General features: G+C 70.3%; 27 protein-coding genes. 19 read left to right on the forward strand and 8 right to left on the reverse strand.

What is annotated here, in order from left to right; translation table 11 throughout:
• Window positions 1-9: 9 nt before the first annotated feature.
• The 4 genes from OWM54_RS29930 to OWM54_RS29945 all read right to left on the reverse strand — a co-directional run bounded on the left by OWM54_RS29930 (window position 10) and on the right by OWM54_RS29945 (window position 3,686).
• Window positions 10-1,863 (reverse strand): FTR1 family protein, encoded by a 1,854-nt coding sequence (locus OWM54_RS29930; protein ID WP_223748469.1) that lies wholly within the window; start codon window positions 1,861-1,863, stop codon window positions 10-12.
• A 64-nt stretch (window positions 1,864-1,927) separates the two neighbouring features.
• Window positions 1,928-2,335: a hypothetical protein gene (locus OWM54_RS29935; RefSeq protein WP_223748470.1), complete on the reverse strand. Its 408-nt coding sequence runs from the start codon at window positions 2,333-2,335 to the stop codon at window positions 1,928-1,930.
• Window positions 2,336-2,415: 80 nt separating this feature from the next.
• Window positions 2,416-2,895: a dihydrofolate reductase gene (locus OWM54_RS29940; RefSeq protein WP_267699707.1), complete on the reverse strand. Its 480-nt coding sequence runs from the start codon at window positions 2,893-2,895 to the stop codon at window positions 2,416-2,418.
• Window positions 2,892-3,686: a thymidylate synthase gene (locus OWM54_RS29945; protein WP_223748472.1), complete on the reverse strand. Its 795-nt coding sequence runs from the start codon at window positions 3,684-3,686 to the stop codon at window positions 2,892-2,894. Before OWM54_RS29945 ends, OWM54_RS29940 begins: the two co-directional genes overlap by 4 nt.
• A 142-nt stretch (window positions 3,687-3,828) precedes the next feature.
• Here OWM54_RS29945 and OWM54_RS29950 point away from each other — a divergent pair, with 142 nt between their 5' ends.
• From OWM54_RS29950 to OWM54_RS29970, 5 genes are all read left to right on the forward strand, one after another.
• Complete coding sequence (locus OWM54_RS29950) at window positions 3,829-4,392, forward strand: cob(I)yrinic acid a,c-diamide adenosyltransferase (protein WP_267699708.1); 564 nt, start codon at window positions 3,829-3,831, stop codon at window positions 4,390-4,392.
• 19 nt (window positions 4,393-4,411) lie between these two features.
• On the forward strand, window positions 4,412-5,425 hold the full coding sequence (gene queG, locus OWM54_RS29955) for a tRNA epoxyqueuosine(34) reductase QueG (protein WP_267699709.1): 1,014 nt from the start codon (window positions 4,412-4,414) through the stop codon (window positions 5,423-5,425).
• Window positions 5,398-6,354: a DMT family transporter gene (locus OWM54_RS29960; protein ID WP_223748475.1), complete on the forward strand. Its 957-nt coding sequence runs from the start codon at window positions 5,398-5,400 to the stop codon at window positions 6,352-6,354. Before queG ends, OWM54_RS29960 begins: the two co-directional genes overlap by 28 nt.
• A gap of 121 nt (window positions 6,355-6,475) precedes the next feature.
• Complete coding sequence (locus tag OWM54_RS29965) at window positions 6,476-6,916, forward strand: hypothetical protein (protein ID WP_223748476.1); 441 nt, start codon at window positions 6,476-6,478, stop codon at window positions 6,914-6,916.
• Window positions 6,909-7,121 carry a helix-turn-helix transcriptional regulator gene (locus tag OWM54_RS29970; protein ID WP_046715820.1) on the forward strand — a complete coding sequence of 71 codons (213 nt, stop codon included), beginning with the start codon at window positions 6,909-6,911 and terminating at the stop codon, window positions 7,119-7,121. The genes OWM54_RS29965 and OWM54_RS29970 overlap by 8 nt, the downstream gene beginning before the upstream one ends.
• A gap of 58 nt (window positions 7,122-7,179) precedes the next feature.
• On the opposite strand, the gene OWM54_RS29975 is transcribed toward OWM54_RS29970, so the two are convergent.
• Together OWM54_RS29975 and OWM54_RS29980 are read right to left on the reverse strand one after the other, a co-directional pair.
• Entirely contained in the window at window positions 7,180-8,664 is a 1,485-nt protein-coding gene (locus OWM54_RS29975) for an endo alpha-1,4 polygalactosaminidase (RefSeq protein WP_267699710.1), read from the reverse strand.
• A gap of 164 nt (window positions 8,665-8,828) precedes the next feature.
• Window positions 8,829-9,677, reverse strand: a complete 849-nt coding sequence (locus tag OWM54_RS29980; RefSeq protein ID WP_267699711.1) for a hypothetical protein — start codon at window positions 9,675-9,677, stop codon at window positions 8,829-8,831.
• Between the two features lie 93 nt (window positions 9,678-9,770).
• Between OWM54_RS29980 and OWM54_RS29985 the strand changes: the two genes are divergently transcribed.
• Both OWM54_RS29985 and OWM54_RS29990 read left to right on the forward strand, forming a co-directional pair.
• Window positions 9,771-10,658: an MTAP family purine nucleoside phosphorylase gene (locus OWM54_RS29985; RefSeq protein WP_267699712.1), complete on the forward strand. Its 888-nt coding sequence runs from the start codon at window positions 9,771-9,773 to the stop codon at window positions 10,656-10,658.
• A gap of 90 nt (window positions 10,659-10,748) precedes the next feature.
• Entirely contained in the window at window positions 10,749-11,795 is a 1,047-nt protein-coding gene (locus tag OWM54_RS29990; protein WP_223748480.1) for a YihY/virulence factor BrkB family protein, read from the forward strand.
• Window positions 11,796-11,807: 12 nt separating this feature from the next.
• On the opposite strand, the gene OWM54_RS29995 is transcribed toward OWM54_RS29990, so the two are convergent.
• Window positions 11,808-12,632 carry a M48 family metallopeptidase gene (locus OWM54_RS29995; protein WP_223748481.1) on the reverse strand — a complete coding sequence of 275 codons (825 nt, stop codon included), beginning with the start codon at window positions 12,630-12,632 and terminating at the stop codon, window positions 11,808-11,810.
• A gap of 249 nt (window positions 12,633-12,881) precedes the next feature.
• On the opposite strand from OWM54_RS29995, the gene OWM54_RS30000 reads away from it, so the two are divergent.
• From OWM54_RS30000 to OWM54_RS30045, 10 genes are all read left to right on the forward strand, one after another.
• Window positions 12,882-13,859: a Ku protein gene (locus OWM54_RS30000; RefSeq protein WP_267699713.1), complete on the forward strand. Its 978-nt coding sequence runs from the start codon at window positions 12,882-12,884 to the stop codon at window positions 13,857-13,859.
• A 68-nt stretch (window positions 13,860-13,927) separates the two neighbouring features.
• Complete coding sequence (gene mutM, locus OWM54_RS30005) at window positions 13,928-14,749, forward strand: bifunctional DNA-formamidopyrimidine glycosylase/DNA-(apurinic or apyrimidinic site) lyase (RefSeq protein WP_223781662.1); 822 nt, start codon at window positions 13,928-13,930, stop codon at window positions 14,747-14,749.
• A 128-nt stretch (window positions 14,750-14,877) separates the two neighbouring features.
• On the forward strand, window positions 14,878-16,701 hold the full coding sequence (locus OWM54_RS30010) for a TIGR04551 family protein (RefSeq protein ID WP_267699714.1): 1,824 nt from the start codon (window positions 14,878-14,880) through the stop codon (window positions 16,699-16,701).
• A gap of 2 nt (window positions 16,702-16,703) precedes the next feature.
• Complete coding sequence (locus OWM54_RS30015; RefSeq protein WP_223748485.1) at window positions 16,704-16,949, forward strand: hypothetical protein; 246 nt, start codon at window positions 16,704-16,706, stop codon at window positions 16,947-16,949.
• Window positions 16,946-18,187, forward strand: coding sequence for a diaminopimelate decarboxylase (gene lysA / locus OWM54_RS30020; RefSeq protein WP_267699715.1), 1,242 nt, complete (start codon window positions 16,946-16,948; stop codon window positions 18,185-18,187). The genes OWM54_RS30015 and lysA overlap by 4 nt, the downstream gene beginning before the upstream one ends.
• Window positions 18,188-18,203: 16 nt before the next feature.
• Window positions 18,204-19,091 (forward strand): 4-hydroxy-tetrahydrodipicolinate synthase, encoded by an 888-nt coding sequence (gene dapA / locus OWM54_RS30025; RefSeq protein WP_267699716.1) that lies wholly within the window; start codon window positions 18,204-18,206, stop codon window positions 19,089-19,091.
• Between the two features lie 52 nt (window positions 19,092-19,143).
• A complete protein-coding gene (gene dapB, locus OWM54_RS30030) occupies window positions 19,144-19,959 on the forward strand; it encodes a 4-hydroxy-tetrahydrodipicolinate reductase (RefSeq protein ID WP_223748488.1) in 816 nt (271 codons plus the stop codon).
• Complete coding sequence (locus tag OWM54_RS30035) at window positions 19,956-20,729, forward strand: fumarylacetoacetate hydrolase family protein (RefSeq protein WP_254040724.1); 774 nt, start codon at window positions 19,956-19,958, stop codon at window positions 20,727-20,729. Before dapB ends, OWM54_RS30035 begins: the two co-directional genes overlap by 4 nt.
• Window positions 20,726-21,250 (forward strand): 2-amino-4-hydroxy-6-hydroxymethyldihydropteridine diphosphokinase, encoded by a 525-nt coding sequence (gene folK / locus OWM54_RS30040; RefSeq protein WP_046715810.1) that lies wholly within the window; start codon window positions 20,726-20,728, stop codon window positions 21,248-21,250. The genes OWM54_RS30035 and folK overlap by 4 nt, the downstream gene beginning before the upstream one ends.
• Window positions 21,247-22,602, forward strand: a complete 1,356-nt coding sequence (locus OWM54_RS30045; protein WP_267699718.1) for a tetratricopeptide repeat protein — start codon at window positions 21,247-21,249, stop codon at window positions 22,600-22,602. Before folK ends, OWM54_RS30045 begins: the two co-directional genes overlap by 4 nt.
• 394 nt (window positions 22,603-22,996) lie before the next feature.
• Here OWM54_RS30045 and OWM54_RS30050 read toward each other — a convergent pair whose 3' ends face one another.
• The gene (locus tag OWM54_RS30050) at window positions 22,997-24,055 is read right to left on the reverse strand and encodes a KpsF/GutQ family sugar-phosphate isomerase (RefSeq protein ID WP_223748491.1); all 1,059 of its coding nucleotides are present in this window, start codon (window positions 24,053-24,055) and stop codon (window positions 22,997-22,999) included.
• A gap of 150 nt (window positions 24,056-24,205) precedes the next feature.
• On the opposite strand from OWM54_RS30050, the gene fsa reads away from it, so the two are divergent.
• Both fsa and OWM54_RS30060 read left to right on the forward strand, forming a co-directional pair.
• The gene (fsa, locus tag OWM54_RS30055; protein WP_141327363.1) at window positions 24,206-24,859 is read left to right on the forward strand and encodes a fructose-6-phosphate aldolase; all 654 of its coding nucleotides are present in this window, start codon (window positions 24,206-24,208) and stop codon (window positions 24,857-24,859) included.
• 162 nt (window positions 24,860-25,021) lie between these two features.
• Entirely contained in the window at window positions 25,022-26,158 is a 1,137-nt protein-coding gene (locus OWM54_RS30060) for an acyl-CoA dehydrogenase family protein (protein WP_223781667.1), read from the forward strand.
• Window positions 26,159-26,213 lie beyond the last annotated feature (55 nt).

Consider the following 26,213-nt stretch of genomic DNA (forward strand, 5'->3'; position numbering starts at 1 on the left):
CTCGTCGCGTCAACTGGCGGACACCTCGGTGACGCGCTCGGGACGGGCCCGCCGACGCAGCAGCACCAGGGCCAGCGGCGCGGCGGCCAGGAGCACCTGGGGCACGAGCGAGAGCAGGTCCGGATAGATGCCCAACAGGTCGATGGTGACGAAGCTCACCGGATAGAGCGGCAGCGCGCCCACCTCCTGCAGCGAGTGCAGGCCCTTGCCCAGCAGCATCACCGCGGTGACGACGAGCACCACCGTGGAGATGTTGAAGAGCGTCTTCATGGGCAACCGGAAGCCGAGCCGGTTGATGAAGAGCACCAGGATGACCAGCGCCACCGAGCCCACCAGCGCGCCCCACGCCACGCCCGCGGGCGAGTCCAGCGCCAGGCCCTGCAGGAAGATGGCGGTCTCGAAGCTCTCGCGCAGCACGGCGGTGAAGGCGATGAGGAACAGGCCGAACAGGCTGCCTCGCCCCAGCGCACCCTTCATCTTCTCGCGCAGCTCCCCCATGAACTGGCTCATGTTGGAGCGCGCGTTGAGCCACAGCGCCGCGTACAGCAGCATGCCCACGGCCACGAGCGCGGCCACGCCCTCCATCCACTCGCGCTCGGCGCCGGCCAGCAGGTGGCGGCCCAGCACGTAGGCGATGGCGCCCACCACCAGCGCGGACATCCAGCCGGCGTGCACCACGCGCACGTGCTCGGTGGCCTTCATCTTCTTCAGGGCCGCCAGCAGCGCGGCGACGATGATGGCCGCCTCGAAGCCCTCGCGCAGCAGGATGAACACGGTGAGCCACAGCGTGGACACCAGGTCCGCCGCGCTGCCGCTGTCCCGGCGCGCCTGGTCGAGCAGCGCAATCAGCTCGCGCCCCTCGTCCTGCAACCTGGGGCTGCTGGTCTCCGCCGCCAGTCGCGCCTTGAGGAAGCCCTGCTCCAGCTTGAGCACCAGCGCGGAGTCGCGCGAGGTCAGCTTGGGCTCCACCGGCTCCAGCCCGTTGAGGTACGCATCCAGGAGCGCGGCCTTCGCGGCGGACGGGTTGCCCGCGGCGCCCTGGCGCATGGCCTCCTGCACGCCGTCGCGCGCCGCCATCAGCGAGCGCTCCTCGTCCACCTGGGGCAGCTTCCGACGCAGGCACGCGAGCTTGTCGGCGCCGAAGTCCTTCACCAGCTCGTCGTCGGTGGCGTTCGCCAGCCGCTCCAGCGACGCGCGCGGAGGCGTCCCCTCGCACGGGGGCAGGCGCAGGGTGAAGGCGAAGAACGCGAGCGACCAGCGCTCGTCCTCGGTCAGCGTGGGGAAGGCGGGCATGGCGGTGCCCGGCACGCCGAAGCTGGTGGTGTTGAACGCCTTGTAGGGCGTGAGGCCGCCCATCAGCTCCGCGTCCTGGAAGTTGGCGGGCGCGGGCTCCATCGTCGCGGCGATGGGCAGGTTGGCGCTGCCGTCCGCGGCGTGGCAGGCCGCGCAGTTCGTCTGGAAGAGCTCGGCGCCGCGCTGGAGGTCCGGCGGGTGACGGGGGCTGCGCGCGAGTCCACCGACGAGCACCAGGTCCTGCACCAGCGCGCCGCAGTCGCGGCTGACGCCCTCCGGGTCCTGCGACTGGTCCACGCGCGCCTGGATGGCCTTCACGCGGGGGACGAAGACCGAGGCCTGCGCACCCAGCTCCCGCGCCGCGGATACCGCCTCCGCCGCGAAGCTCTTCTGCTCCTCCAGCTCGAACGCGGACTGGGACTCGATGGCGGCCGGGTAGTCCGCCTCCAGGTACTGGAGGATTCCCACCAGCCGATGCCAGGTCCGCTCCTCCGCGCCGCTCTCGGCGGCGAAGGCCGACCCGGGCACCATGAAGAGCAGGACGAGGACGACGCGGACCACATGATTCATGCGTCCCGTCTACCAGCGGGGCCCGGTCGTTTCAATTCTGCGACTCAATCTCAAGATGGGGACTTCAGGCGGGAGTCGGAAGGCCCGGAATGGGGGCGGGGTTGCCCAGGGCTGTCCACCGTTCGACCTCCAGCGAGTGGATGCGCAGCCGGGCGATGCGCCAGTCGCCGCCGCGCAGGTGGCCGAGGGCGAGCGAGGCCACGGTGAGCGCGCCGATGGAGACGGCTCCGATGGCGAGCGCGCCCAGGCCGGTGGCGCCGATGGCGGTGGCTCCGACGGCGAGCGCGCGCAGGGCGCGTGGGCGGAAGCGGCGCTGACGTTGCTGGGCCTCGAGCTGACGCGAGAGGCGAGCGAGCGTGGTGGTGTTGGCGAGGGTGAGCGTGGCGCCGAGCAGGGAAGCGGCGCGCCAGGGCAGGCGCGGCGCGGGGAGCCAGGGGCTGAGCGTGAGTCGAGGGCCGAGGGAGGTGCGCATGCCGTTCCAGGTGCGCACGGCGCGGGAGCGAGACAAAGCCGACGTGGAACGCCGCGCTGCTCGACGAGGGAGCAGCGGCGTCAGCGCTCGTAGGTGAGGAACGCGTACGGAGGCTCGGACTCCGGGTGCGGGTCCTCTTCGATGAGCCGCCAGCCCGACAGGTCCACCTCGGGGAAGAATGTGTCACCCGGGTAGTCGCGCGCGATTCGCGTGAGGTAGAGCCGCTGGATGCGGTCCATCGTCTGCGCGTACAGGTCCGCGCCCCCCGCGATGAAGACCTCGTCGTCGCCTCGGGCCTCGGCCTGTTGGAGCGCCTCCTCCACCGAGTGCGCCACCGTGACGCCCGGCGGCGCGAAGTCCTTCCGCCGCGTGACGACGATGAACGTACGCCCCGGCAGCGGACGCCCGATGGACTCGTACGTCTTGCGGCCCATCACGAGCGTGTGGCCCATGGTCAGCCGCTTGAAGCGCGCCAGGTCCGCGGGCAGTCGCCACGGCAGTTGGTTGTTCGCGCCGATGACCCGGTTCGACGCCAGCGCGACGATGGCCGACAGCCTCATACGGCCACGGGCGCCTTGATGGCGGGGTGGGGCTCGTAGCCCTCGAGCGTGAAGTCCTCGTACCGGAACGCGAAGAGGTCCTTCACCTCGGGGTTGAGCTTCAATCGCGGCAGCGCACGCGGCGCGCGCGAGAGCTGCTCGCGGGCCTGCTCCACGTGGTTGAGGTACAGGTGCGCGTCGCCAATCGTGTGGATGAACTCGTGCGCGACCAGGCCCGTCGCCTGCGCCACCATCATCGTCAGCGCCGAGTACGAGGCGATGTTGAAGGGCAGCCCGAGGAACAGGTCCGCGCTGCGCTGGTAGAGCTGGCAGGACAGCTTCCCGTCGGCCACGTAGAACTGGAAGAGCACGTGGCACGGCGGCAGCTTCATGCCCGGAAGGTCCGCCACGTTCCACGCGCTGACGATGTGCCGGCGCGAGTCCGGGTTCTTCTTCAGCCCGTCGACCAGGGCCTTCATCTGGTCGATGTGGCCACCGTCCGGCGCGCTCCACGAGCGCCACTGGTGTCCATACACGGGGCCGAGCTTCCCCTCGGCGTCGGCCCACTCATCCCAGATGGTGACGCCCTGCGCCTGCAGCGTGCGCACGTTGGTGTCACCCGCGAGAATCCACAGCAGCTCGTGAAGGATGGACTTCACGTGCAGCTTCTTCGTGGTGACGAGCGGAAACCCCTGCGTCAAATCGAACCGCAGCTGGGGGCCGAAGACGCTCAGCGTGCCCGTGCCGGTGCGGTCGCCCTTCTTCGTCCCGTGCTTCAGGACGTGGTCCAGCAGGTTCAGGTAGGGCTGCATGGGGCCCAGGCGTGTAGAGCCCGTCGTCCCCCGTGGCAAGCAGGAACGAAGCGCACTGACAGCAACCCTGCAATCTCGCACGGTTCCGCGGATGCCCTTCGGATTGGACGTCCGACGCGTCCCGCCGGTAGAAGCCAAGCCCATGAAAATCTACACGAAGCGCGGAGACGCCGGAGATACCGGTCTATTCGGGGGCGGCCGAGTCCCGAAGGATGACGTGCGCGTGGATGCCTACGGCGAGGTGGACGAGCTGAACGCGACGCTGGGCCTGGTGCGCGGCTTCTCCCCGCCGCCGGAGCTGGACGCGATGCTCCACCGGCTGCAGGACCAGCTCTTCACCGTGGGCGCGGTGATGGCGACGCCCATGGACGCGAAGGCCGCCTCGCACCTGCCTCCGCTGAAGGAGAGCTGGGTGACGGACATGGAGAACGCCATGGACCGGTTCGACAGCGAGCTGCCGAAGATGACGCACTTCATCCTGCCCGGAGGCACGCAGGCGGCGGCCGCGCTGCACCTGGCTCGCACCGTGTGCCGTCGCGCCGAGCGCCGCGCCGTCCCCCTGCTGCGCGAGGGGGCGATTCCCAAGGACGTGGTCATCTTCCTCAACCGGCTCTCCGACCTGCTCTTCGTCATGGCGCGCGTGGCGAACCACCGCGCGAATGTGCAGGACGTGAAGTGGATTCCGGAGAAGCCGTCCGAGTCCTGAGTCTCTTCAAGGCGTCGTCTTGCTCCCCACCGCTCCGCTTCGTGACCTCGCCCGCTCGGTGGGCTTCGACCTGGTGGGCTTCGCCCGCGCGGAGCCCATCGAGCCGCGCTTCCTCTTGAGCTGGCTGGAGGCGGGCTACGCGGCGGACATGGACTGGATGGGCGAGCGGGCGGAGGAACGCCTGGACGTCGGCCGTCTCCTGCCGGGCGCGAAGACGGTCATCTCCTTCGTCAACAACTACTACCGCGACGAGGAGCCGTCGAAGGGCTCGCCCATCGCCCGGTACGCGCGGGGGCGCGACTACCACTCCACGCTGCGCGACCGGATGAAGGCGTTCCGCAAGGCCACCATCCAGATGGCCCCGGGGTTGGGCACTTATGGGAGCGTGGACAGCGGCCCGCTGATGGAGAAGGTGTGGGCCGCGCGCGCGGGCCTGGGCTATGTGGGCAAGAACGGGTGCTTCATCACCGAGCCCTTCGGCTCGTGGGTGCTGCTGGCCACGCTCGTCATCGATGCGGAGGTGGACGAGTACGCGGACGGCCCCACGGCGGACCGGTGCGGCGCGTGTCGTCGGTGTCTCGTGTCGTGTCCCACGGGCGCGCTGGTGGGCAACAGCCAGGTGAACGCGGGAGCGTGTCTGTCCTACCAGACCATCGAGAACCGCGAGCGCGAGGTGCCCGAGCCGTTTCGTTTCAAGTTCAACAACCTCATCTTCGGGTGCGACATCTGTCAGCAGGTGTGTCCGTTGAACCGCAAGCCTGTGTTCGCGGAGCACCCACGCTTCGCTCCTCGAGCGGTGGCGGAGCTGGGCACGCTGGAGCTGGCGGGGCTGACGACGGAGCAGTACGAGCAGCTCATCCCGGGGACGGCGCTGGCGCGCGCACGCTACGACGTGCTGCGCCGCAACGCCGTGTACGCGCTGGGGGTGGCCAGACAGGCGGACGCGCGGCACCTGCTCGAAAAGCTCAGCGACGATTCGAGCGAATTGGTACGTAGCGCGGCGCAATGGGCACTGCGCCAGCTGGTCCCCTGAACTCCTCCACGCCTTCGCTGCGCGGCGTCTACGCCGCCCTCCTCATCCAGGTGCTCATCAGCGCGGGGACGTACCTCGCCGCGAAGCGCGCCATGGCGGAGCTGCCGCCGCTCACGGTGGTGTTCTGGCGCTTCATGCTCAGCGGGCTCGTGTTCATCGCGCTGCTGGCGCTGGTGCCCGGGCCCAAGCTGCCTCCGCGAAACGCTTGGGGCCGCATCCTGTTCCTCGGGCTGATGGCGGGCCCGGTGAACCAGCTGTTCTTCTTCACGGGGCTGTCGCGCTCCACCGCCGCGCACGGCGCGCTCCTGTATTCGCTCATGCCGCTGGGCGTGTACGTGCTCAGCCTCGCGCGAGGACAGGAGCGTGCCTCGACGCGGACGCTCGCGGGCATCGCCGTGGCCTTCGTGGGCGTGGTGGTGCTGCTGCTCGGCCGAGGGCTCGCGGAGGCGCGCGGCTCGCTGACGGGCGACCTGCTCATCCTCTGCGCGGTGATGGCGTGGGTGGTCTACACGACGGAGGGCAAGCCCTTCGTCGCCATCCATGGGCCGCTGCGCGCCACCGCGTGGTGCATGACGATGGCCACGGTGATGATGCTGCCGTTCGCGCCGTTCGTCGCGAACCCGGAGGCGCTCGTGGCCACGAGCACGCTCGCGAAGGGCTGCATCGTGTACCTGGGCCTGCTGACGTCGGTGGTCGCGTACGTGCTCTGGTACTACGCGCTGTCGAAGGTGTCGGCGTCGAAGGTGGCCATCTTCTCCAACCTCCAGCCCGCCGCCACGGCGCTGGCCGCGTGGGCGCTGCTGGATGAGGCCCTGCACTGGGAGATCGCCGTGGGCGGCGTGCTGGTGCTCGCGGGCGTGCGGCTCACCCAGACGGCCGTGACGAAGCCGCCGGTCCTCGCTCCCACGACGGACCGTCCCGCGACCTGAGGACCTTTTTCTTTCGTGCCTCGCTTTCGCGGTGCCGACGGGGCCTTTGGAGGGATGTTAAGCATTCTTGACATGGAGTCTTGAATGCTTAACATTGTGCGGTACGTGAAGGGAGCGGTTCATGGAGACGCAGATGTCGTCCCGGGAGCGGTTCGCGTGGGTGTTCCTGGTGTTGCTCGTCATCAGCTACGGGACGTACTTCACCGCGGTCGCGGTGCTGGACGCGCGGGGTGAGCTCACGTTCTGGTCGCAGATCATCATGCTGACCGCGTCGGCGGTGTTCCAGGGCGTGGTGCTCGGTGTCTCGGCGATTGTCGGCCGGATGCGTCGGGCACCGGGCGAGAGGACCGGGCCCGACGAGCGCGACCGGGCCATCGCGCATCGCTCCGCGTCCGTCGCGTACTACGTGTTGATGGGCGGGATGATTCTCGTCGGCTGCATCATGCCGTTCGGCGCCAGTGGCTGGAAGGTGGCGAACGCGGCGATTCTCGCCATCGTCATCGCGGAGCTGGTGCACACGGGCCTGACGGTGTCGGGCTACCGCAGGGGCTTGCGTGCCTGAGCCTCGGCTGACCAACGAAATCCGCACGCTGCGCTTCCTCGCGGGCGAGATGACGCAGGCCGCGCTCGGCGAGAAGGTGGGCCTCACGCGTCAGACGATTGCCGCGATTGAAGCGGGCAAGTACTCGCCCAGCCTGGAGACGGCGTTCCGCATCGCGGAGGTCTTCGGCAAGCCGCTCGAGGCGGTGTTCCGCTGGGAGCGCTGAAGCCCGACACCGCGCCTCGAGGGCACTTCCCGAGGCGCGGTGTTCCCACTGGGGCCGGCTACTGCGGGTCCCATCCCGCGTTCACCGTCACGCGGTCCAGCGCGCGCACGGTGACGTAGGGCACGAAGCCCGCGGCGCGCGAGCGGGTGTACGCATCCGCGATGTGGGCGGACTGCGTGGCGTAGTCGGTGGACAGCACCAGCTTGCCCGCGGCGCGCACGCGAGCGGCGTTGGTGCGGTTCTCCTCGCACCAGCCCTCGTCGCAGGCCACGTCGTCGGACCAGTACATGTCCTCCATGCCCAGCCCGTCGATGGCGGGCAGGTAGGCCGGGTCGTCGACGAGCTCCGGCGAGTTCTGCGGCACCACCTTGAAGTCCGGGTTGCGCGCCTTCGCGTACGTGTTGATGCGCGCGATGAGGGCCACCATCTTCCGCGCGAGGTCGGCGCGGTTGGTGCCGGCGGAGTTGTCGGGAATCTCCTCGTACGTGACGACCATGTCGAGGTAGCAGCCGTTGAAGCCCGCGGCGAGCGCGCGGTCGATGCGGCCCTGGACGATGGGCCACCAGCGCTCGTCCCAGTACTTCACGTACTGCTCGTCGGGCCAGCCGGACACGGGGCCGAGCTTCAGGTCCGCGGGCACCTGGCTCCACTCGGGGCGGTACTCCTCGATGGCGCCAATCTCGAAGTAGGCGAGCACCTGCTTGCCCCGGGCCTTGAGCGCCGAAATCTCCGCGGCGGTGAAGTAGCCGCTGGAGCCGTCGCGCACGAGCTCGACGATGGCCAGGTCGAACTTCGACGCGGCAATCGCGTCGAGCTTGCCCTGCGGATAGTTGGTGAGCTGGTACGTGAAGCTCTTCACGTTCGCCCAGGACACCTGCGTGCCCGCGTCCGTCGGAGTCCCCGCGTCGGTGGGCGTGCCCGCGTCCGTCGGAGTCCCCGCGTCGGTGGGCGTGCCCGCGTCGCTCGCCGCCACCTGTACGCGCACGACGAGCAGGTCCAGCAGCGACGCATCCGCGGTGGAGTCCGTGCGGTAGCGCAGCTTCACCGGGCCGCCGGACAGGAAGCGCGCGGGCGTGGGCAGGGCCAGCGACGTGGCCGTCCAGCGCCACGACTGCGCGAAGGTGTTGTCACCCACCAGGGCCCAGCTGTTCGTCGAGTAGTCCCACGCCTCGATGAGCCACCGCATCTGCGCCTTCGCGGGGCCCCGGTAGTTCACGCCGACCTCGGCCGCGACGACGCTGTCCGCGCTCACGCCCGTGGGCAGCGGATAGGTGCACGTGGCGGAGCTGTTCGGCGCGAACTCGACGTACTCGGCCCAGCGGTCCTGCGTTCCGGACAAGGTCTGGGTGTTGAGCCCCTGGCCGCTCTGTCCCGAGGGGAGGGCGCCGCGCTCGAACTGGAGCGTGGCGCAGGGCAGGGTCCGCGCGTCGGGCAGGATGGCGTCCTGTCCGGTGTCGAAATCATCGTGCGGGGCCTTGTCGCCACACGCGGCCAGCAGGGCCAGCCAGCTCCAAGCCAACAACCACTTCATCGCGACTCGCATGCAACGGCTCCTCAGGGGTGTGGAGTAGCGAGCCGGCCTTAACGCCGCGCGACGTGTGCGAGCAACGTGAAGTCTGTGCGCACGTCGTCGCTGCGCACGGACTCCCCTTCATCGCTGGAACATTCGTCCGAGCCTGGACGCGGACACGAACCTCGCCGTCCGAATCAGTCCCCGTTCGGGTCCCACTCGGAGATGTCGTACTTGGGGTCCGGCGGCGGCTTGGGGCGCGGAGGCGCCGCGGGTGCGGCAGGCGGCGCCTTCTTCGCGGTGGGCGCGGGCGCCGGCGCGGGCTCGTCGTCGAGCAGCGGGTCCTTCTTCTCCTCGGTCCGCGGGGCCGCCGGGGCCTCGGTCCGGGCGGGCTCCGAGCGCGGCGACGGCCTGGTCGCGGCGGTGGGCGTGGGCGCGGGCGGCGCGTCCAGCGGCTCCAGGTCATCGGAGATGTCCGCCGAGGGCTCCGGTGTGGGCTTCGGCTCGGAGTCCGACGCGCGATAGACGCCCTGCCGAGACACCGGCGGCGGAGGCGGCGACGTGTCGAGCGGCGCGGGCGTCGGCTCCTTGGGCGGGCTCGTGTCCTCGGCGGGAATCTCGTCGGGCGAGCGGTACGCACCTCGCGGCCCGGGCGGACGCTCCGGACGCGCGTCGCCGAACGGGTCCTCCTCGCGGTTGGTGGTGCGCCGGGGCTCCGCGCTGGAGTTGGCGTCACCGAACGGGTCCTCCTCTCGGTTCACCGGCTTGCCCGGACGGCGCGACGGGCGACGCGGCTCGTCCGCCACCACGCCCGACGGCAGCCCTCGAATCGCCGAGTGCCGGTCGCTGCACTCCTCGCGGTTCTCCGTGCAGATGGAGAGGCACTGGGTGAGCTTCTTGAGCGTGCGGCCGCTGCCGCCGTACTCGATGGAACAGTCCTCCTTGCAGGTGGCGTAGTCCTCCTGACAGCCGGAGGGGACGGTGCCGCGCTGGGCGCTGACGGGGCTGGCGGCGAGCACCAGGAGCAGGACGGGAAGGGAACGCATGGCAATTGCGAAAACTACCAGTCTTCGTGCCTCCCGGCGCCAGGGGGGCGCGGTATGGTCCGGGGAGCGCGGCCGGAGCGCCCAAGGAGGAACATGGCTGTCAGGGTGGGCATCATCGGGAGCCATGGTCTGGAACACCTCCTGGGGTTCAATGGTCGTCTGGAGACCCACACCCTCGAAACGCCCTTCGGTCCCCATGCGGGGCCGCTGTTCTCCGGGGAGTTGGACGGCGTCTCCGTCGTCTACGTTCCACGCCACGGCCAGGGCCACCTCTTCAACGCCACCCGCGCCCCCTACCGCGCCAACCTGTTCGCGCTGAAGCAGCTGGGCGTCACGCACGTGCTCTCCACCAGCACCGTGGGCAGCCTCCAGGAGCACCTGCCGCCGATGCAGCTCGTCGTGCCGGACCAGGTCATCGACCGGACCTACCGGCGCCCCTGCACCTTCTACGACGACGTGGCCGTGCACGTGGAGCTGGGGCAGCCCTTCTGCGCGACGCTGCGCAAGGCGCTGTCCAACGCCGCCCTCGCCTCCAACGCCGTGGTGGCCACCCAGGCCACGTATGTCTGCATCGAGGGCCCCGCGCTCAGCACCCGCGCGGAGAGCCTGCTGTACCGCACCTGGGGCGGGGACCTGGTGGGCATGACGGCCATGCCGGAGGCGCGGCTCGCCCGGGAGGCGGAGCTGCACTACGCCCTGGTGGCGCTGCCCACCGACTACGACTCCTGGCAGTCGCCTCCTGAGGGCCAGGAGCACGAGGCCCTCCTGGAACGGCTGTCGCAGAACGTGCAGGCCGTCACCTCCAAGGGCGCCGCCCTCATCCGCCGCGCGCTCTCGCGCATCGCGGAGACGCCCGTCACCTGCCGGTGTGACTCCGCGCTGGCCATGGCGCTGTGGACCGAGCGCTCCCGCATCCCCGACGAGGTCCGCTCGCGACTTCGTCCACTGTTGGGCAGATACCTCCCGCCGAACGTCGTCTAGCAGGGCGAGGGCTCGGCCGGCCGCCTGCTGCCGAAAGGCGTCACGCACCCCACCTTCCGATACCCGAGAGTGGGGAGCGAGGAGGGAAGGATGCGGCTGCCGCGGCTCAAGTACCTCACGTGGCGCGAGTTCGCGCGGCGCTTCGTGAAGGAGTTCCAGGAAGACACCGTCACGGACATCGCGGCGCAGCTCTCCTACTACCTGCTGTTCTCGCTGTTCCCCTTCCTGTTCTTCCTCGTCACGCTGGTGGCGTACCTGCCGTTCGCGCCCGGCGCGGTGGACGCGATGCTGGAGCGCCTCCGCCCGCTGGTGCCCGGCGACGCCCTGGGCCTTGTGACGCAGCACCTGACGGCGCTGGTGGACCAGCCCCGGCCCCGGCTGCTCACCGTGGGTCTCGTGCTCGCCCTGTGGTCGGCGTCACGCGGCGCGGACGCCCTGCGCAAGGCGCTCAACCTGGCCTACGACGTGCCCGAGTCCAGGCCCGTGTGGAAGACGCAGGGCCTGGCGGTGGTGGTGACGCTGGTGGGCACGCTGCTGATTCCGCTGTCCTTCGCGGTGTTCCTCCTGGGCGGGCGGCTGGGGGCGTGGCTCGCGACGCGGCTGCAGGTGGAGGAGGCGTTCTACCTGGTGTGGTCCTGGGCGCGCTGGCCCTTCACCGCGGGCCTGGTGATGCTGGTGGTGTCGCTCTGCTACTACCTGCTGCCGGACGTGAAGCAGCGCTTCAAGTACATCACCCCCGGCTCCATCCTGGGCACGCTGGCGTGGATGGGGAGCACGTGGGGCTTCACGCAGTACGTGGAGCACTTCGGCAAGTACAACGTCACCTACGGCTCCATCGGTGGCGTGGTGGTGCTGCTCTTGTGGCTCTACATCTCCGGGCTGGTGTTCATCCTGGGCGGGGAGATCAACGCCATCCTCGAGCACGCCTCCGCGGAGGGGAAGGAGAAGGGCGCGCGCGACTTCGACGAGCCCGCGCCCGCCGAGCCGCCCCTCAAGACGCCGGGGGCCGCCAAGAGCGCCGCCAGCGCGAAGCGCTCGAAGATGGCCTTCTGGCGCTGGCGTCGGCGCGTGGCCCGGGGGAAGTCCCCCGAGCCCTCCGCGGCGGAGCAGCAGCCTCCGCCCTCCACGCTGCACTGACGACGCCCGGGGCTAGCGCGCGCCCAGCTTCTGCTTGATGGCGGGCAGCTGGCCCGGGCTGTTGTTGGTGCCGCGCAGGTTCTTCTCCTTGATGTACTTCTCTAGGTCGCCGATGCGCTGCCGGTTGGTGGGGTGGGTGCTCAGCCACTTCATGACGCCCGGCGTGTCACCGCCCTGCGCCTGGAGCTTCTGGAAGAAGGTGATGAGGCCCTTGGGGTCGAAGCCTGCGCCGGACGAGTAGCGCGCGCCGAACTCGTCCGCCTCCAGCTCCTCGCTGCGGCTGTGCGCGAGCAGCGCGCCGCCGCCCACCAGCTGCGCGGCCACCTGCGCGGCGGCGCCGGGGTTCTGCCCCAGGGCGAGCTGGGTGACGGTCTGGATGCCCATCTGGTTGACCATGGCGCGCGCCGAGTGGCGGCCGACCACGTGGCCCGCCTCGTGGGCCATGACGCCCGCCAGCTCCGCCTCCGTGTCCGAGGCGAGGATGAGGCCCGTGTAGACGTAGAGGTAGCCGCCGGGCGTCGCGAAGGCGTTGACGGTCTTCGGGTCGTCGATGACGTTGATCTTCCACTTCACCCCAGGCCGGTCCTTGGTGGCCTGCTTGAGGATGGGCGCGGACAGGCCCCGCACGTACTCGACGATGGTCGGGTCCTCGACGTATTTGATCTTCTCCTTCTGCTCGAGCTCCTTCTTCACCTGCTGACCGATCTCCTCCTCCTGCTCATCCGAGATGAAGGTCTTCGCGAGAGCCTTCTCCGCCTGGACGCGCTGCGTGGTGCAGCCCGTCGTCACGCCCATGACGAGGGCGAGGCTCCATACCGCCGAGAGAATCCGCTGCATGACCGAATGCGCCTTTCTTGACCGGTTGATGCGTTGAGAGAGCGACTGACTGCCCGGACTCTTGGGCAGCGTCCGCCTCCACGGCAAGCCCCTCGTGACGCTTCCGACCGACAACGGACCCGCGTCGCTCGGGCGTCGCGCGGCTCGCGTGCCCTCCGGTGGTGCGTGCGAGCCTTGCGGCGGTGTCGGAGGCCATCGACGTTTGATGCGTGGGGTGTCGGTCGTGGGTGACACCGCGAGGAGGTCGACATGGCTCGTCCGGTCTGGGTGGGCTCGCTGAGCTTCGGGCTGGTGACGCTCCCGGTACGGCTGCACGGCGCCGTCTCTTCCCGGCAGGCCCGCTTCCACCTGATTCACGACGCGGACGGCGCCCGCATCCAGAACAAGCGGGTGTGCTCCGCCGATGGCGAGGAGGTGCCGCTCGAGCACGTGGTGCGGGGGTACACGCTGGAGGACGGCCGGCAGGTCACCGTGACGAGCGGTGAGCTGGACGCGCTGGACCCGGTGTCGAGCCGGGTCATCGCGCTGGAGGAGTTCGTGGACCCGGTGGAGGTGGACCCCTTGCTGCTGGACACCTCGTACCACCTGGTGCCGGCGCGCGGCGTGGAGCAGGCGTATGCGTTGATGACGGAGGCGCTGCGCGTGTCGGGACGCGTGGGCGTGGGGCGGGTGGTGCTGTATCAGAAGGGCCACCTGTGTCTGGTGCGGCCCCACGCTCGGGGGCTCGTGCTGTCCACCCTGCACGCCGTGGACGAGGTGGTCTCACAGGAGCAGCTCTCCGAGCTGGAGCTGACGGGCGCGAGCGTGGCACCGGCCGAGCTGGATGCCGCGCTCAAGCTCATCGAGTCCCGCTCCACCACGTTCGACCCCCGGCGTCATCCGGATGAGCACCGCGAGCGGGTGATGGCCTTCCTGGAGCGACGGGCTCGCGCGCAGGCGAGGTCGAGGCGTGTGCCCCGGGCGGCGCCGGAGGTGGGTGCTCCAGCAGGCGCCAAGGTACGAGGTCCGGAGGTGACGCCGGTGGAAGGGGCGCTACGGCTGCGTCCACGGCTGGCGGCGCGGGAGGTTCGGGAGGACTCGGGAGGGCTCGGCTCGAAGCCGTTCCGGGTGGAGCCAGGGGTGGGGGGGGCGCCGGATGATCCACGGGAGGCCTCGACGCCCGGGTCGACGACTCCGGAGGGCAGTGGCGGCCTGGGGGCGCCGGATCCGAAGAAGCCTCGCGGCTGAGCGCGTCCGGGGCCCTCCGCAATTAATGCGTGGGCCGGGCTTGGGGCCGGTGCTATGTGCCCGGGCGGATGCCCGAGTTACCCGAAGTGGAGATCGCCCGGCGCAATCTGGTGCGCTGGTTCACGGGCCGTCGACTCGTGCGCGCGGAGGCGGATGACACCCGCGTCTTCCGCGGCGCCGACCGTGCGCGCTTCGCTCAGCTGCAGGGGCGGCTGGAGTCGCTCGTGCGCCGGGGCAAGTACCTGCTCTTCTCCTTCGAGGAAGGCCGGGGCCTGTTGGGCCACCTGGGCATGACGGGCAAGTTCGTGCGCCGCGCCCCCACCGACGTCGTCCCCTACAGCCGCGCCCGCTTCCACCTCGACGACGGCCAGGTGCTGCACTTCGCCGACGCGCGCATGTTCGGGCGCATGGAGCCGACCCCCGCCGCGGGCCTGCGCTCGCTCGACGTGGTGAAGGCACTGGGGAGGGACCCGCTGGCGGACGGCCTCACCGCCGGCCAGCTGGAGCAGGCCGTAGCGTCCTCGAAGCAGGACCTGAAGGTGGCGCTGATGGACCAGGGGCGCATCGCCGGCCTGGGCAACATCCACGCCGCGGAGGCCCTGTTCCGAGCGGGCCTGCACCCCGCGCGCAAGCCCTCCACCCTCACCCCGGAGGACTGGAAGCGCCTGGTCCAGGCCATCCGGGAGAGCATCGACTTCGGCCTCGAGGAGCAGCAGGGCGAGGAGCCCGTGTACCTGGAGGAGGGTGGCTCGGAGAACCCGTTCCTGGTGTACGGCCGCGGTGAGGGCCCGTGCTCCAGGTGCGGCTCGCCGGTGGAGTCCTTCACCCAGGCGGGACGCACCACCTACGCCTGTCCGAAGTGCCAACCCCGGGGGAGGGCAGGGAAATGACCCCGGGCGTCCTGTCGTCAACGGCGCGAACCGACGTCCCGGTTGGCGTTGACACCCCCCTGTCCCATGGCTTGAATCGCCCGCCTTTCCGACCCGGCCGCCCCGAGCGGCCCTGGAGATCGTTGCCCATGTCTCACGTCCTGCTGGCGGCGCTGCTCGTCGCTTCCTCCACGGCCACCGCCCAGGTGCCCGCCGGGGGCACGCCTCCGCCCGCGCCCGCGGAGGCCGCGCCCGCCCCCGCCCCCGAGGCTCCGGCCACCTCCCCCGAGCAGCCCGCCGCCGCCACCACCGTGCCCGCGGCCGAGGCGGTCACCCAGGACGACCTGGAGGCCACCAAGCAGGAGCTGCGCGGAGAGATTCGCGCCGAGGCCGCCAAGCAGTCCCTCAACGGCGAGGAGTGGAGCGAGGAGTACCCCGAGGAGAAGCGCAAGCTGGAGGTCTTCCAGCTCGACGGCTACTTCCGCCTGCGCCCCACGCTCTTCTACAAGTTCGACCTGGGCCGCGTCCCGGCCACCATCGCGGGCCAGGACCTCTTCCCGCGCTCCTCGCGCACGTCGGCGAACACCCAGTCGTTCGCCACCATGCGCCTGCGCCTGGACCCCACGTTCAACATCTCCGAGCAGGTGAAGATCAAGCTCCAGGTGGACGGCCTGGACAACCTGGTGCTGGGCTCCACGCCGGACACGCTCTACCCGGGTGACGCGCGCAACGTCTTCACCATCTTCTCCGAGGACCAGGAGTCGCTGGGCAACACGCTGTCGGACTCCATCAAGCTGCGCCGCGCCTACGGCGAGGTGAACACGCCGGTGGGCATCCTGCGCTTCGGCCGCATGGGCAGCCACTGGGGCCTGGGCATGCTGCGCAACGACGGCAACTGCTTCGACTGCGACTTCGGCGACACCGTGGACCGCATCCAGTTCGTCACCGAGCCGTTCGCCGGCTGGTACGTCACGCCGATGCTGGACTTCAACTCCGAGGGCTCGGTGTACCGCACGGGCGCCCAGGGCGAGCCGGTGGACCTGACCCAGGCCGATGACGCCCACAGCTGGGTGCTCGCCATCGCCCGCCGGGACACGGACGCGCAGATCCGCTCCAAGCTCGACAACAACCAGGGCGTGCTCCAGTACGGCCTGCACTTCACCTACCGCACGCAGAACTACCAGGACATCACCAACGACACGACGGGGCAGGTGAGCTTCATCCCCCGCGACGCCAAGCTGTACGTCCCGGACTTCTGGCTGCGCTACGAGGAGCGCTCCTGGCGCATCGAGATGGAGCTGGCGGCGGTGCTCGGCAGCATCAACAGCCGCGGCCTCAGCCTGAACGAGGCGATGGCGGACCCCAGCCTGCGCGTGGCCCAGTTCGGTGGCGTGCTCCAGGGTGAGGTGAAGGCGGTGGAGAACAAGCTGACGGTGGGCCTGGAGCTGGGCTTCGCCTCCGGTGACAAGGCGCCGGGCTTCGGCAACTACCCGGGCCGCACCGGCTCGGGCAACCCGAACGGCCCCAACAACTACACCCAGCCGGGCGACGTGGAAGGCCCCCAGTACCGCTGCGACGCGGGCGGCTGCGCGGATGACGCCATCCGCAACTTCCGCTTCAACCGCGACTACCGCGTGGACCTCATCCTGTGGCGCCAGCTCATCGGCGGCATCACCGACGCGTTCTACATCCGCCCGTCCGTGAAGTACGCGGTGGCGCCGGGCATCGACGTGTACGGTCGCCTCATCTACTCGCAGGCGCTCTACGCCGAGTCGACGCCGTCGTTCACCAGCAAGTCGCTGGGCATCGAGCTGAACGCGGGAGTGGACTACACCACCGAGGACGGCTTCATCGCGGGCCTGGCCTACGGCATCCTCTTCCCGATGAGCGGCCTGCAGCAGTACCAGGAGGTGCTGCGTCGGGACCTGGAGACGCCGCACACCATCCGCGGCTGGCTGGGCGTGAAGTTCTAGTCATGAAGCGCGCCCTCTCTTCGCTGAGCATCGCCGCCCTCCTCGTGCTGGGGGTGGTGGCGTGTGGCATCAAGGGCGCGCCCAAGCCGCCGCTGGCGCCGAGCGCGCCCGCGACGGAGACGCCTCCTCCGCCGTCGGACACCGCGCCGACGACGGTGGCGCCCACCGGGCCCTCCGTGTCTCCGACGACGGATGGTGGCGTGGTGACGCCGACCACCACCACCGACGCGGACGCCGGAGTCCCGTGAGCTTCTTCACCTATCGAAAGGGCGTGCTGCACGCGGAAGGCGTGCCGCTGCCCGCCATCGCGGACGCGGTGGGCACGCCCGCCTACGTCTATTCCACCGCGGCGCTCACCGGCCACTTCAGCGCCGTCGTCGACGCCTTCGGCGAGGCCCGGCCCCTCATCTGCTACTCGGTGAAGGCCAACTCGAACCTCTCCATCCTGCGGCTGTTCGCGGGGCTGGGCGGGGGCTTCGACATCGTCTCCGGCGGAGAGCTGGCCCGCGTGCGGCAGGCGGGCGGCGAGGCCGCGAAGACGGTGTTCGCGGGCGTGGGCAAGACGCCGGAGGAGATGGCGGCCGCGCTGGACGCGGGCCTGCTCCTGTTCAACGTGGAGAGCGCCGAGGAACTGGAGGCGCTGGACGCGGTGGGCCGGCGGCTCGGGAAGAAGGCGCCGTTCGCCCTGCGCGTGAACCCGGAGGTGGACGCGCGCACGCACCGCTACATCGCCACCGGGCTGAAGACGTCCAAGTTCGGCGTGCCCTTCGAGGAGGCGGTGGCGCTGTACGAGCGCTCCAGGAAGATGCGGGGCCTCAAGGCCTTCGGCCTGGACTGTCACATCGGCTCGCAGCTCACGCAGAGCTCGCCGGTGCGCGCGGCGCTCACCAAGGTGGCGGGCCTGTACCGCGAGCTCAAGGCGCGCAAGCACCCGCTGGAGTACCTGGACGTGGGCGGTGGGCTGGGCATCACGTACACGGACGAGACGCCGCCGTCGGTGGCGGAGTACGCGCGCGTGGTGCTCGCGGCCACGAAGGACACGGGCGCGCGGCTGGTGCTGGAGCCCGGGCGCTCGCTGGTGGGCAACGCGGGCGTGCTGCTCACGCGCGTGCTGTACCGCAAGCAGACCCCGGCCAAGCGCTTCGCCATCGTCGATGCGGGCATGAATGACCTGCTGCGGCCCGCCCTCTACGAGGCCCACCACGGCTTCGTCCCGCTGGTGAAGCGGCGGGGCAAGGAAGTGGAGGTGGATGTGGTGGGGCCGGTGTGTGAGTCCACCGACGTGCTGGCCCAGGCGCGCTCCCTGGTCCTCCCCCAGCCGGGCGAGCTGTATGCCTTCCTCAGCGCCGGGGCTTACGGCATGAGCATGGCTTCCAACTACAACTCCCGCCCCCGTCCGGCGGAGGTGCTGGTGGCCGAGGAGGCCTGGCGGGTGGTGCGGGAGCGCGAGCGCACCGAGGATCTCTGGCGCGGCGAGCGGGCCTGAACATATAAGCGCCGGCATGAAGACCTTCGAAGGCTCCATGACGGCGTTGGCCACCCCGTTCCGCAACGGCGCGCTCGACGAGTCGGCCTACCGGGCGCTGGTGCGGCAGCAACTCGAGGGCGGCACCAGCGTGCTCATCCCCATGGGCACCACGGGTGAGTCCGTCACCATGTCCGCGGACGAGCGCGCCCGCGCGGTGCGCGTGGTGGTGGAGGAGTCGAAGGGCCGGGCCCTGGTGGTCGGCGGCGCGGGCTCCAACAACACCGCCGAGGTCATCGAGGGCGTGGCGCGCGTGCGGGACGCGGGCGCGGACGGCACGCTCATCGTCACGCCGTACTACAACAAGCCCACGCAGGCGGGCCTGGTGGAGCACTTCCGCGCGGTGGCCAGGGCGCACCCGGGCTTCCCCATCATCGCGTACAACGTCCCCGGCCGCACCGGCGTGGACCTGCTGCCGGAGACGGTGCAGCGGCTGTGCGACTTCCCGGAGGTGGTGGCCATCAAGGAGGCCACCGGCAACATGGCCCGGGCCGTGGACATCCTGGAGAAGTGCGGCGAGCGGCTGACGCTCCTGTCCGGTGACGACTTCACGGTGCTGCCCTTCATCGCCTGCGGCGGCAAGGGCGTCATCTCCGTGTCGTCCAACGTGGCGCCCCGGATGATGGCGGACCTGGTGGCGTCCGCGCGGGCCGGCGACATCGCCAAGGCGCGCGAGCTGCAGGTGAAGCTCAACCCCCTCCACCGGCTGCTCTTCGTGGAGTCCAGCCCCATCCCCGTGAAGTGGGGCCTGCACCTGCTGGGTCTCTTCGGGCCGGAGGTGCGGCTGCCGCTGGTGCCCATGACGGAGCCCAACGCGGCGAAGCTCGCCGAGGAGCTGCGTCAGCTGGGCCTGCTGAAGCACTGAAGCCGCTCTGCCGAGCGCCACACGCCACGACACGCCAGGAGCGCGGCCCACCATGATTCGCACCGTCATCACCGGCATCACCGGACGCATGGGCAGCACGCTCCTGCGCCTGTCGCGCGACGCGGAGGACCTCCAGGTCGTCGGCGCCACGGAGCGGCCCGGCAGCGCCTCGGTGGGCCTGGACGCGGGGCTTGCGGCGCGCATCGGCGCGCTCGAGGTGCAGGTGTCCGACGACCTGGGCCGCGCGCTGGATGCGGCCAAGGCGGACGTGGTCATCGACTTCACCAGCGCGGAGGTCAGCGTGGCCCACGCGAAGGCGTGCGCCGAGCGCGGCGTGGCCTTCGTGTGCGGCTCCACCGGCTTCTCTCCGGAGGCGTCGCAGGCGCTGGCCGAGAGCGCGAAGCAGGTGCCCATCGTCGCCGCGCCGAACATGTCGGTGGGCGTCAACCTGGTCATCCGCGTGGCCGCGGAGCTGGCGCGTGTCCTGGGCCCGGGCTTCGACGTGGAGGTGCTGGAGGCGCACCACCGGATGAAGAAGGACGCGCCCAGCGGCACGGCGCTGCGCCTGGCGGAGGTGCTCGCCTCCGCGCTGGGCCGCACGCAGGACGACCTGACGTTCGCGCGCCACGGGCAGACGGGCGCGCGCCCCGCGAAGGAGATTGGCGTGCAGACGCTGCGCGGGGGGGATGTGGTGGGCGAGCACACCGTGTACTTCTTCGGCGAGGGCGAGCGCATCGAGCTGACGCACCGGGCGACCAGCCGCGACCAGTTCGGGCTGGGGGCGCTGCGCGCGGCGCGCTGGGTGGTGGGTCGCCCTCCGGGGCTGTATGACATGGCCGACGTGCTTGGCTTCCAGAGGACTTCATGACCACCGCCCGCTACTGCCGCTTCCTCTATGAGGGCCGCGCGCACCATGGCCGCGTCGAGGGCACCGAGGTGGTGGTGCTCTCCTCGGCGCCCTGGCTGGCCGGCGTCAAGGACACGGGCATCCGCCGCTCGCTGTCCGCGGTGACGCTGCTGGTGCCCGCGGACGCGTCGAAGGTCGTCTGCATCGGCCAGAACTACCGCAAGCACGCAGAGGAGATGGGCAAGCCCGTGCCCGTCGAGCCGCTCATCTTCACCAAGCCCTCCACCGCGCTCAATGGCCCCCGCTCGCCCATCCGCATCCCCAAGGCGAGCCAGGAGGTGCACTTCGAGGCGGAGCTGGCGCTCGTCATCGGCGAGAAGCTCAAGAACGCCGACGAGATGACCGCCGCGCGCGCCATCTGGGGCCTGACGTGCTTCAACGACGTCACCGCGCGAGACATCCAGAAGCGCGAGACGCAGCACACGCGCGCCAAGGGCTACGACACCTTCGCGTGCGCGGGGCCGTGGGCGGTGACGGGCCTGTCGCCCGCCGACCTCCAGATTTCCTGCCGGGTGAACGGGCAGGTGCGCCAGGACAGCCGCACCTCCGACATGGTGTTCAGCCCCGCTCGCCTGGTGTCGTTCATCTCCCACATCATGACGCTGCTCCCAGGGGACATGATTTCCACCGGCACGCCCTCGGGAGTGGGGAAGCTTGCGGCCGGCGACTCGGTTGAAGTGGAAATCGAGGGAATCGGGACGCTGCTCAATCCAGTTGAGCTGGAGCCGTGAGCACCATCGTCTACGTCGGGTTGGGCTCGAACGAGGGGGACCGCGAGTCCCACCTGGTTGCCGCCCTCACCGCGCTGTCCCGCATCGATGCGGTGGCGGTGCTTCGTTGTTCCTCTCTTTTCGACAGCGCCCCCGTCGGGCCGCCGCAGCCGCGCTATCTCAACGCGGTGGTGGCCCTGGACTGCGCGCTGTCCCCGCAGCGCCTGTTGGTCATCCTCCAGCAGATTGAGAAGGACCTGGGTCGACGCCGCGAGCAGCACTGGGGCCCGCGCACCATCGACCTGGACATCCTCTTCTGGGAGGGACAGGTGGTGGCGGATCCGCACCTCCAGGTGCCGCACCTTGAATTGCACAAGCGTCGCTTCGCGCTGGAGCCGTTGGCGGAGCTGGCGCCGGACCTGCTGCACCCCGTGTTGGGGACGACGGTGAAGGAGCTCCTCGGGAAACTCGCCCCGCAGGATGTCCGCAGGAGTGAAGCCACCTGGTGGCCCGAAGCGAGCCTGCCGAGCAACGAGACATGAACCTCTCCCTGGCCCTGGCCACCGCGGCGCTGCTCGCCGCCGAGCCCTCTTCGCTGCCCCCTGGTCACCCGCCCGTCCCCCCGGGGACGCAGGCGTCCCCCACCGCGCCGTCCATGGGTGGAGGGGGCGCGCTGCCGCAAGGGCATCCTCCGCTCGAAGGGCAGACGCCGACGTCTCCGGACGCGCTGCCCTCGGGGCACCCGCCGCTGTCGGGCACGGGCAAGGCGCCTCCGTCCGCGGACGAGCTGCTGCGTCAGCTCGACTCCACGGAGGGGCTGAAGGGGCGCGAGAAGACGTTCGAGATCGCCGCGTCGCTGGGCCGGCTGTACTACGTGAACGGCCGCAACGTGGACGCGGACACGTACCTGCAGCAGGCCGAGGAGCGCGCGAAGCCGGTGCGCGACCTGTTCCTGGCGCAGAAGAAGAAGCTGGGCAAGACGCCGGTGCCGACGGCGGAGGCCGCGAAGTGTGGCTTCACGCCCGGGCAGCCGCTGGAGACGATGGGGCAGGTGGCGAGCGAGCGCGCGAAGAAGGGTGACGCGGCGGGCGCGGCGGCCTGTGCTCGCGCGGCGCTGGAGCCCGTGCTGGAGACGGGGGTCATGCGCGCCAACGCGCTGTACCTGGGTGGGGACTCGGCGGCGGCGCTGGCGGCGTACGGCGCGGTGCTGGAGGTGGAGCCCCGGCACGAGGAGGCGCTCTACGGGCGCGCCTCGGTGTTGTTCGAGACGAAGGGCGAGGACCTGGCGGCGCTGAAGCAGGCGCACGAGGGGTTCGAGGCGGTGCAGGCCCTCAACCCCAACTCCGCGCGCGCGGCCACGGCGAAGCGGATGTCGGCGCTGGTGGACGAGACGGTGAAGGCGGGTGGGCGCGCGAAGCTGCTCGCGGCGCGCGCCGAGGACCGCCGCATCCGGTTGTCGCAGGCGCTGGCCGCCGCTCCCGCGCAGGACGCGCCGCGTCCGCTGACGCCGGAGATGGTGGACGCGGTGAAGAACACCGAGCGCACGCCGGAGCTGGAGCAGGGCCTGACGAAGCTGGTGGAGGAGGGTGAGGAGCACCTGGCGAAGGGGCGCTACCAGGAGGCGCTCGGCAACTACACGCGTGTGGTGCCCTTCCAGCCGGAGAACGGCCGCGCGAAGGCAGGCATGGCCTGGGCGCTGGTGGGCCTGGGGCGGCCCATGGCCGCGCGCGTGTGGGGCGTGGCGGTGCAGTCGGACCCGGCGTCGGTGGAGAAGCTGGGCGACATGCTGCTCGAGAAGGGTGACGCCAAGGGCGCCAAGGCGCTCTGGGAGAAGCTGTCCTCGGACGCGCCCGACTACAACAAGGCCGGCCTCCAGGCGAAGCTGTCGCGGTAGGTGTCAGCTGGGCCCGCACCGCCAAGAGGCGGTGCAATGGGCTCGTGGCATCGCGGGGAATCCCGCCCGTCGCGAGATGCCAGGATGTGCACCGTGTGGTCCGCACTGCGTCGGCGGTGCGTTGACGCTGGTGGTGGAGGTCCGTCCGTCCAGGCGAGCGAGATCGATGCTGACGCGGGCGCTGCCTGGGGGCGCTGGCCCTGGCGAACGCAGGGGCGTCCGTACCGTTCAGGGATGCCGGTGCTTGCGCGGGCGCGGCACCACCGAGTTGATGCGATGGCGCCGTGCTTTGAGTCCACACGCGGCGAGGTGCTCCTTGAGGCGCGCGTGGGTGGCACGAACCCACGGACCCCTCCGGTGGGCACGTCGGCGAGCGCCCGCGCGTCGCGGCCCGTCAGACGAACTTCGCGGCGAGCAGGTCCTGCACGTCGAGCAGGCCCACGGCGCGGCCCTCGACGTCCACCACGGGCAGCTGGTCCACCTTCAGCTCGCGCATCTGCGCGGTGGCCGAAAGCGCCAGCGTCTCCGGCGTCACGCAGCGCGGCTGCTTGCCCATCACGTCGCGCACCTGAATCTTGAAGTCGGTGAGCCCCTGCTCCACGCGGCGGCGCAGGTCGCCGTCCGTGAAGATGCCCACCAGCCGCCCCGTGCGGTCCACCACGCAGGCCGCGCCCGGCCGGCCCGGTGTCTTCGTCATCACCCCCACCACCTCCGACAGCGTGGCGGTGTCGCGCACCAGCGGGTTGGCGGGCCCCGTGCGCATCAGCTCGAACACGCGCTGCACCGAGCGGCCCAGCTTCCCACCCGGGTGGAGCAGCGCGTAGTCATCCGTCCCGAACGGCCGCGAGCGCAGCACCGCCATCGTGAGCGCGTCGCCCAGCGCGTGCAGCGCCGCCGTGGACGCCGTGGGGACCAGCCCCATCGGACACGCCTCCTCGATGTGGCCAATCTCCAGCACCACGTCCGAGCCACGCGCCAGCGCGCTCTGCGTGTCCGCCGTCAACGCGATGACCGGCGTGGCCATGCGCTTGAACGACGGGAGCAGCCGCACCAGCTCCTCCGTGGAGCCGCTGTTCGACAACGCCAGGATGACGTCCCCGCGCGCCACCCGGCCCAGGTCCCCGTGCACCGCCTCCGCGGGGTGCAGGAACACCGAGCGGACACCCGTGGACGCGAGCGTGGCGGAGAGCTTCTGGCCGATGTGGCCCGCCTTCCCCATGCCCGTCACGATGACCTGTCCCTGACACTCGCGCACCAGCCGCACCGCGCGCACGAAGGGCGCGCCCAGCCGCGCCGTCACGCCGAGGATGGCGCGCGACTCCGCCTCCAGCACGTCGCGCGCGCACGCGAGCAGGGCCTCGTCGTCCAGCTCGGACGTGGGGGCCGGGGTGGAGCGGCCGGGGAGGGCGCGCAGACGGGGCTTCTTGGCGGCGGAGCGTGGGGAGCGGGCCATGGCGACGGCTTCGCCTTCTACCTCCCACTCCCGCCTGGGGCCACCCTTGACGCGTGGGGGGGCATCGGTTACGCGCCTGCTCGCCCGGCTCCCTCGGAGCCGACCCCATCCCTCGCCCTCATTCGCGGGCCCATCCAGGAGAGTGACCAGATGAAGTTCTTCATCGACAGCGCGGACGTGGAGGAGATTCGCAAGGCCCACGCGATGGGCTGCGTGGACGGCGTGACGACGAACCCCTCGCTCCTGGCCAAGGTCGGCCGCGGCCTCGAGGAGACCATCCGCGAAATCTGCTCCATCGTCGACGGCCCCATCAGCGCCGAGGCCGTCTCCCTGGACGCCGAGGGGCTCATCGCCGAGGGCCGCACCCTGGCGAAGATCCACGACAACGTCGTGGTGAAGATTCCCATGGGCGTCGAGGGCGTGAAGGCCGTCAAGGCGCTCACCGCCGAGGGCATCCGCACCAACGTCACCCTCATCTTCTCCGCCAACCAGGCCCTGCTGTGCGCCAAGGCCGGCGCCACCTACGTGTCGCCCTTCGTCGGCCGGCTGGACGACATCTCCCAGGACGGCATGGAGCTCATCTCCAACATCCTGGAGATTTATCAGAACTATGACTTCGACACGCAGGTGCTCGTCGCCAGCGTGCGCAACCCCGTCCACGTGCTCCAGTCCGCTCGCATGGGCGCCCACGTCGCCACGCTGCCGTACAACGTCATCACCCAGCTGGCCAACCACCCGCTGACCGACGCGGGCATCAAGAAGTTCCTCGCGGATTGGGAAAAGGTCCCCAAGGCCGCGAAGTAATCACGTGCCTCGTCCCCGGGTGCCAGAGGACAGGCCCCTGGGGCGTCGGCCGACCCCCCGCGCACCACTCACTTCCCAGGCGGGTTGGGCTGGAGATTTCTCGTGACGGCATGTATTCGTTGACTCCCGAGTCAACACGTCGACCCCATCACGAGGAATCTCATGGAATTCGAGCTCTCCGAGGACCAGCGCGCGCTGCAGCAGACGGCGCGGAAGTACGCCCGCGAGGTCGTCCGCCCCAAGGCGGCGCACTACGATGAGACGGCGACGTTCCCTCGGGACCTGCTGGCCACCGCGTTCGAGCTGGGCCTGCTGAACATGGCCATCCCGTCCGAGTACGGCGGGGTGGGCCTGTCGCACCTGGACCAGACCATCGTCGCGGAGGAGCTCAGCTGGGGCTGCGCGGGGGTGGCCACGTCCATCATCGCCAACGACCTGGCCAACCTGCCCATCATCCTCGCGGCCACCGACGAGCAGAAGAAGCGCCTGCTCGGCCACTTCGCCGAGAAGCTGAAGTTCTCCTCGTTCTGCCTCACCGAGCCCGAGGCCGGCAGTGACGTGGCCAACATGCAGACCACGGCGCGCCGCGAGGGTGACGAGTACGTCATCAACGGCGCGAAGTGCTTCATCACCAACGGCGGTCACGCCGAGCAGTACACGGTGTTCGCCACCGTGGACAAGGCGAAGAAGCACAAGGGCATCACCTGCTTCGTCGTCGAGGGCCGCCCCAAGGGGCTGTCCGTCAGCAAGCACGAGAACAAGATGGGCCAGCGCGCCAGCGACACCGTGTCGCTCACGTTCGAGGACGTGCGCGTGCCGGTGGCAAACCGCATCGGCGAGGAGGGCCAGGGCTTCGCCATCGCCATGGCCACGCTGGACAACAGCCGCCCGCTGACCGCCATGTTCTCCGTGGGCATCGCCCGCGCCGCGCTCGAGCACTCCATGGAGTACGCCTCGCAGCGCAAGACGTTCGGCAAGCCCATCATCGAGCACCAGGCCATCCAGTTCATGATTGCCGACATGGCCATGAACACCCACGCGGCCCGCATGCTCACCTACGAGAGCGCGTGGCTGTTGGACCAGGGCAAGCGCAACACCCTCCAGTCCAGCTACGCCAAGTCCTTCGCCGCCGACATGGCCATGAAGGTCGCCACCGACGCGGTCCAGGTCTACGGCGGCTACGGGTACATCAAGGAGTACCCCGTGGAGAAGCTGATGCGCGACGCGAAGCTCATCCAGGTGTACGAGGGGACCAGCCAGGTCCAGCGCCTCGTCATCGCTCGAGAACTGTTCAAGTAGAAAAGCAGAACTGGGCCCGGCGGCCGTTTCCCGTTGCCGCCGTGGTGCCCGGATG

Origin of the sequence: Myxococcus sp. MISCRS1, assembly GCF_026626605.1 — a bacterium.
Classification (GTDB): domain Bacteria; phylum Myxococcota; class Myxococcia; order Myxococcales; family Myxococcaceae; genus Myxococcus; species Myxococcus fulvus.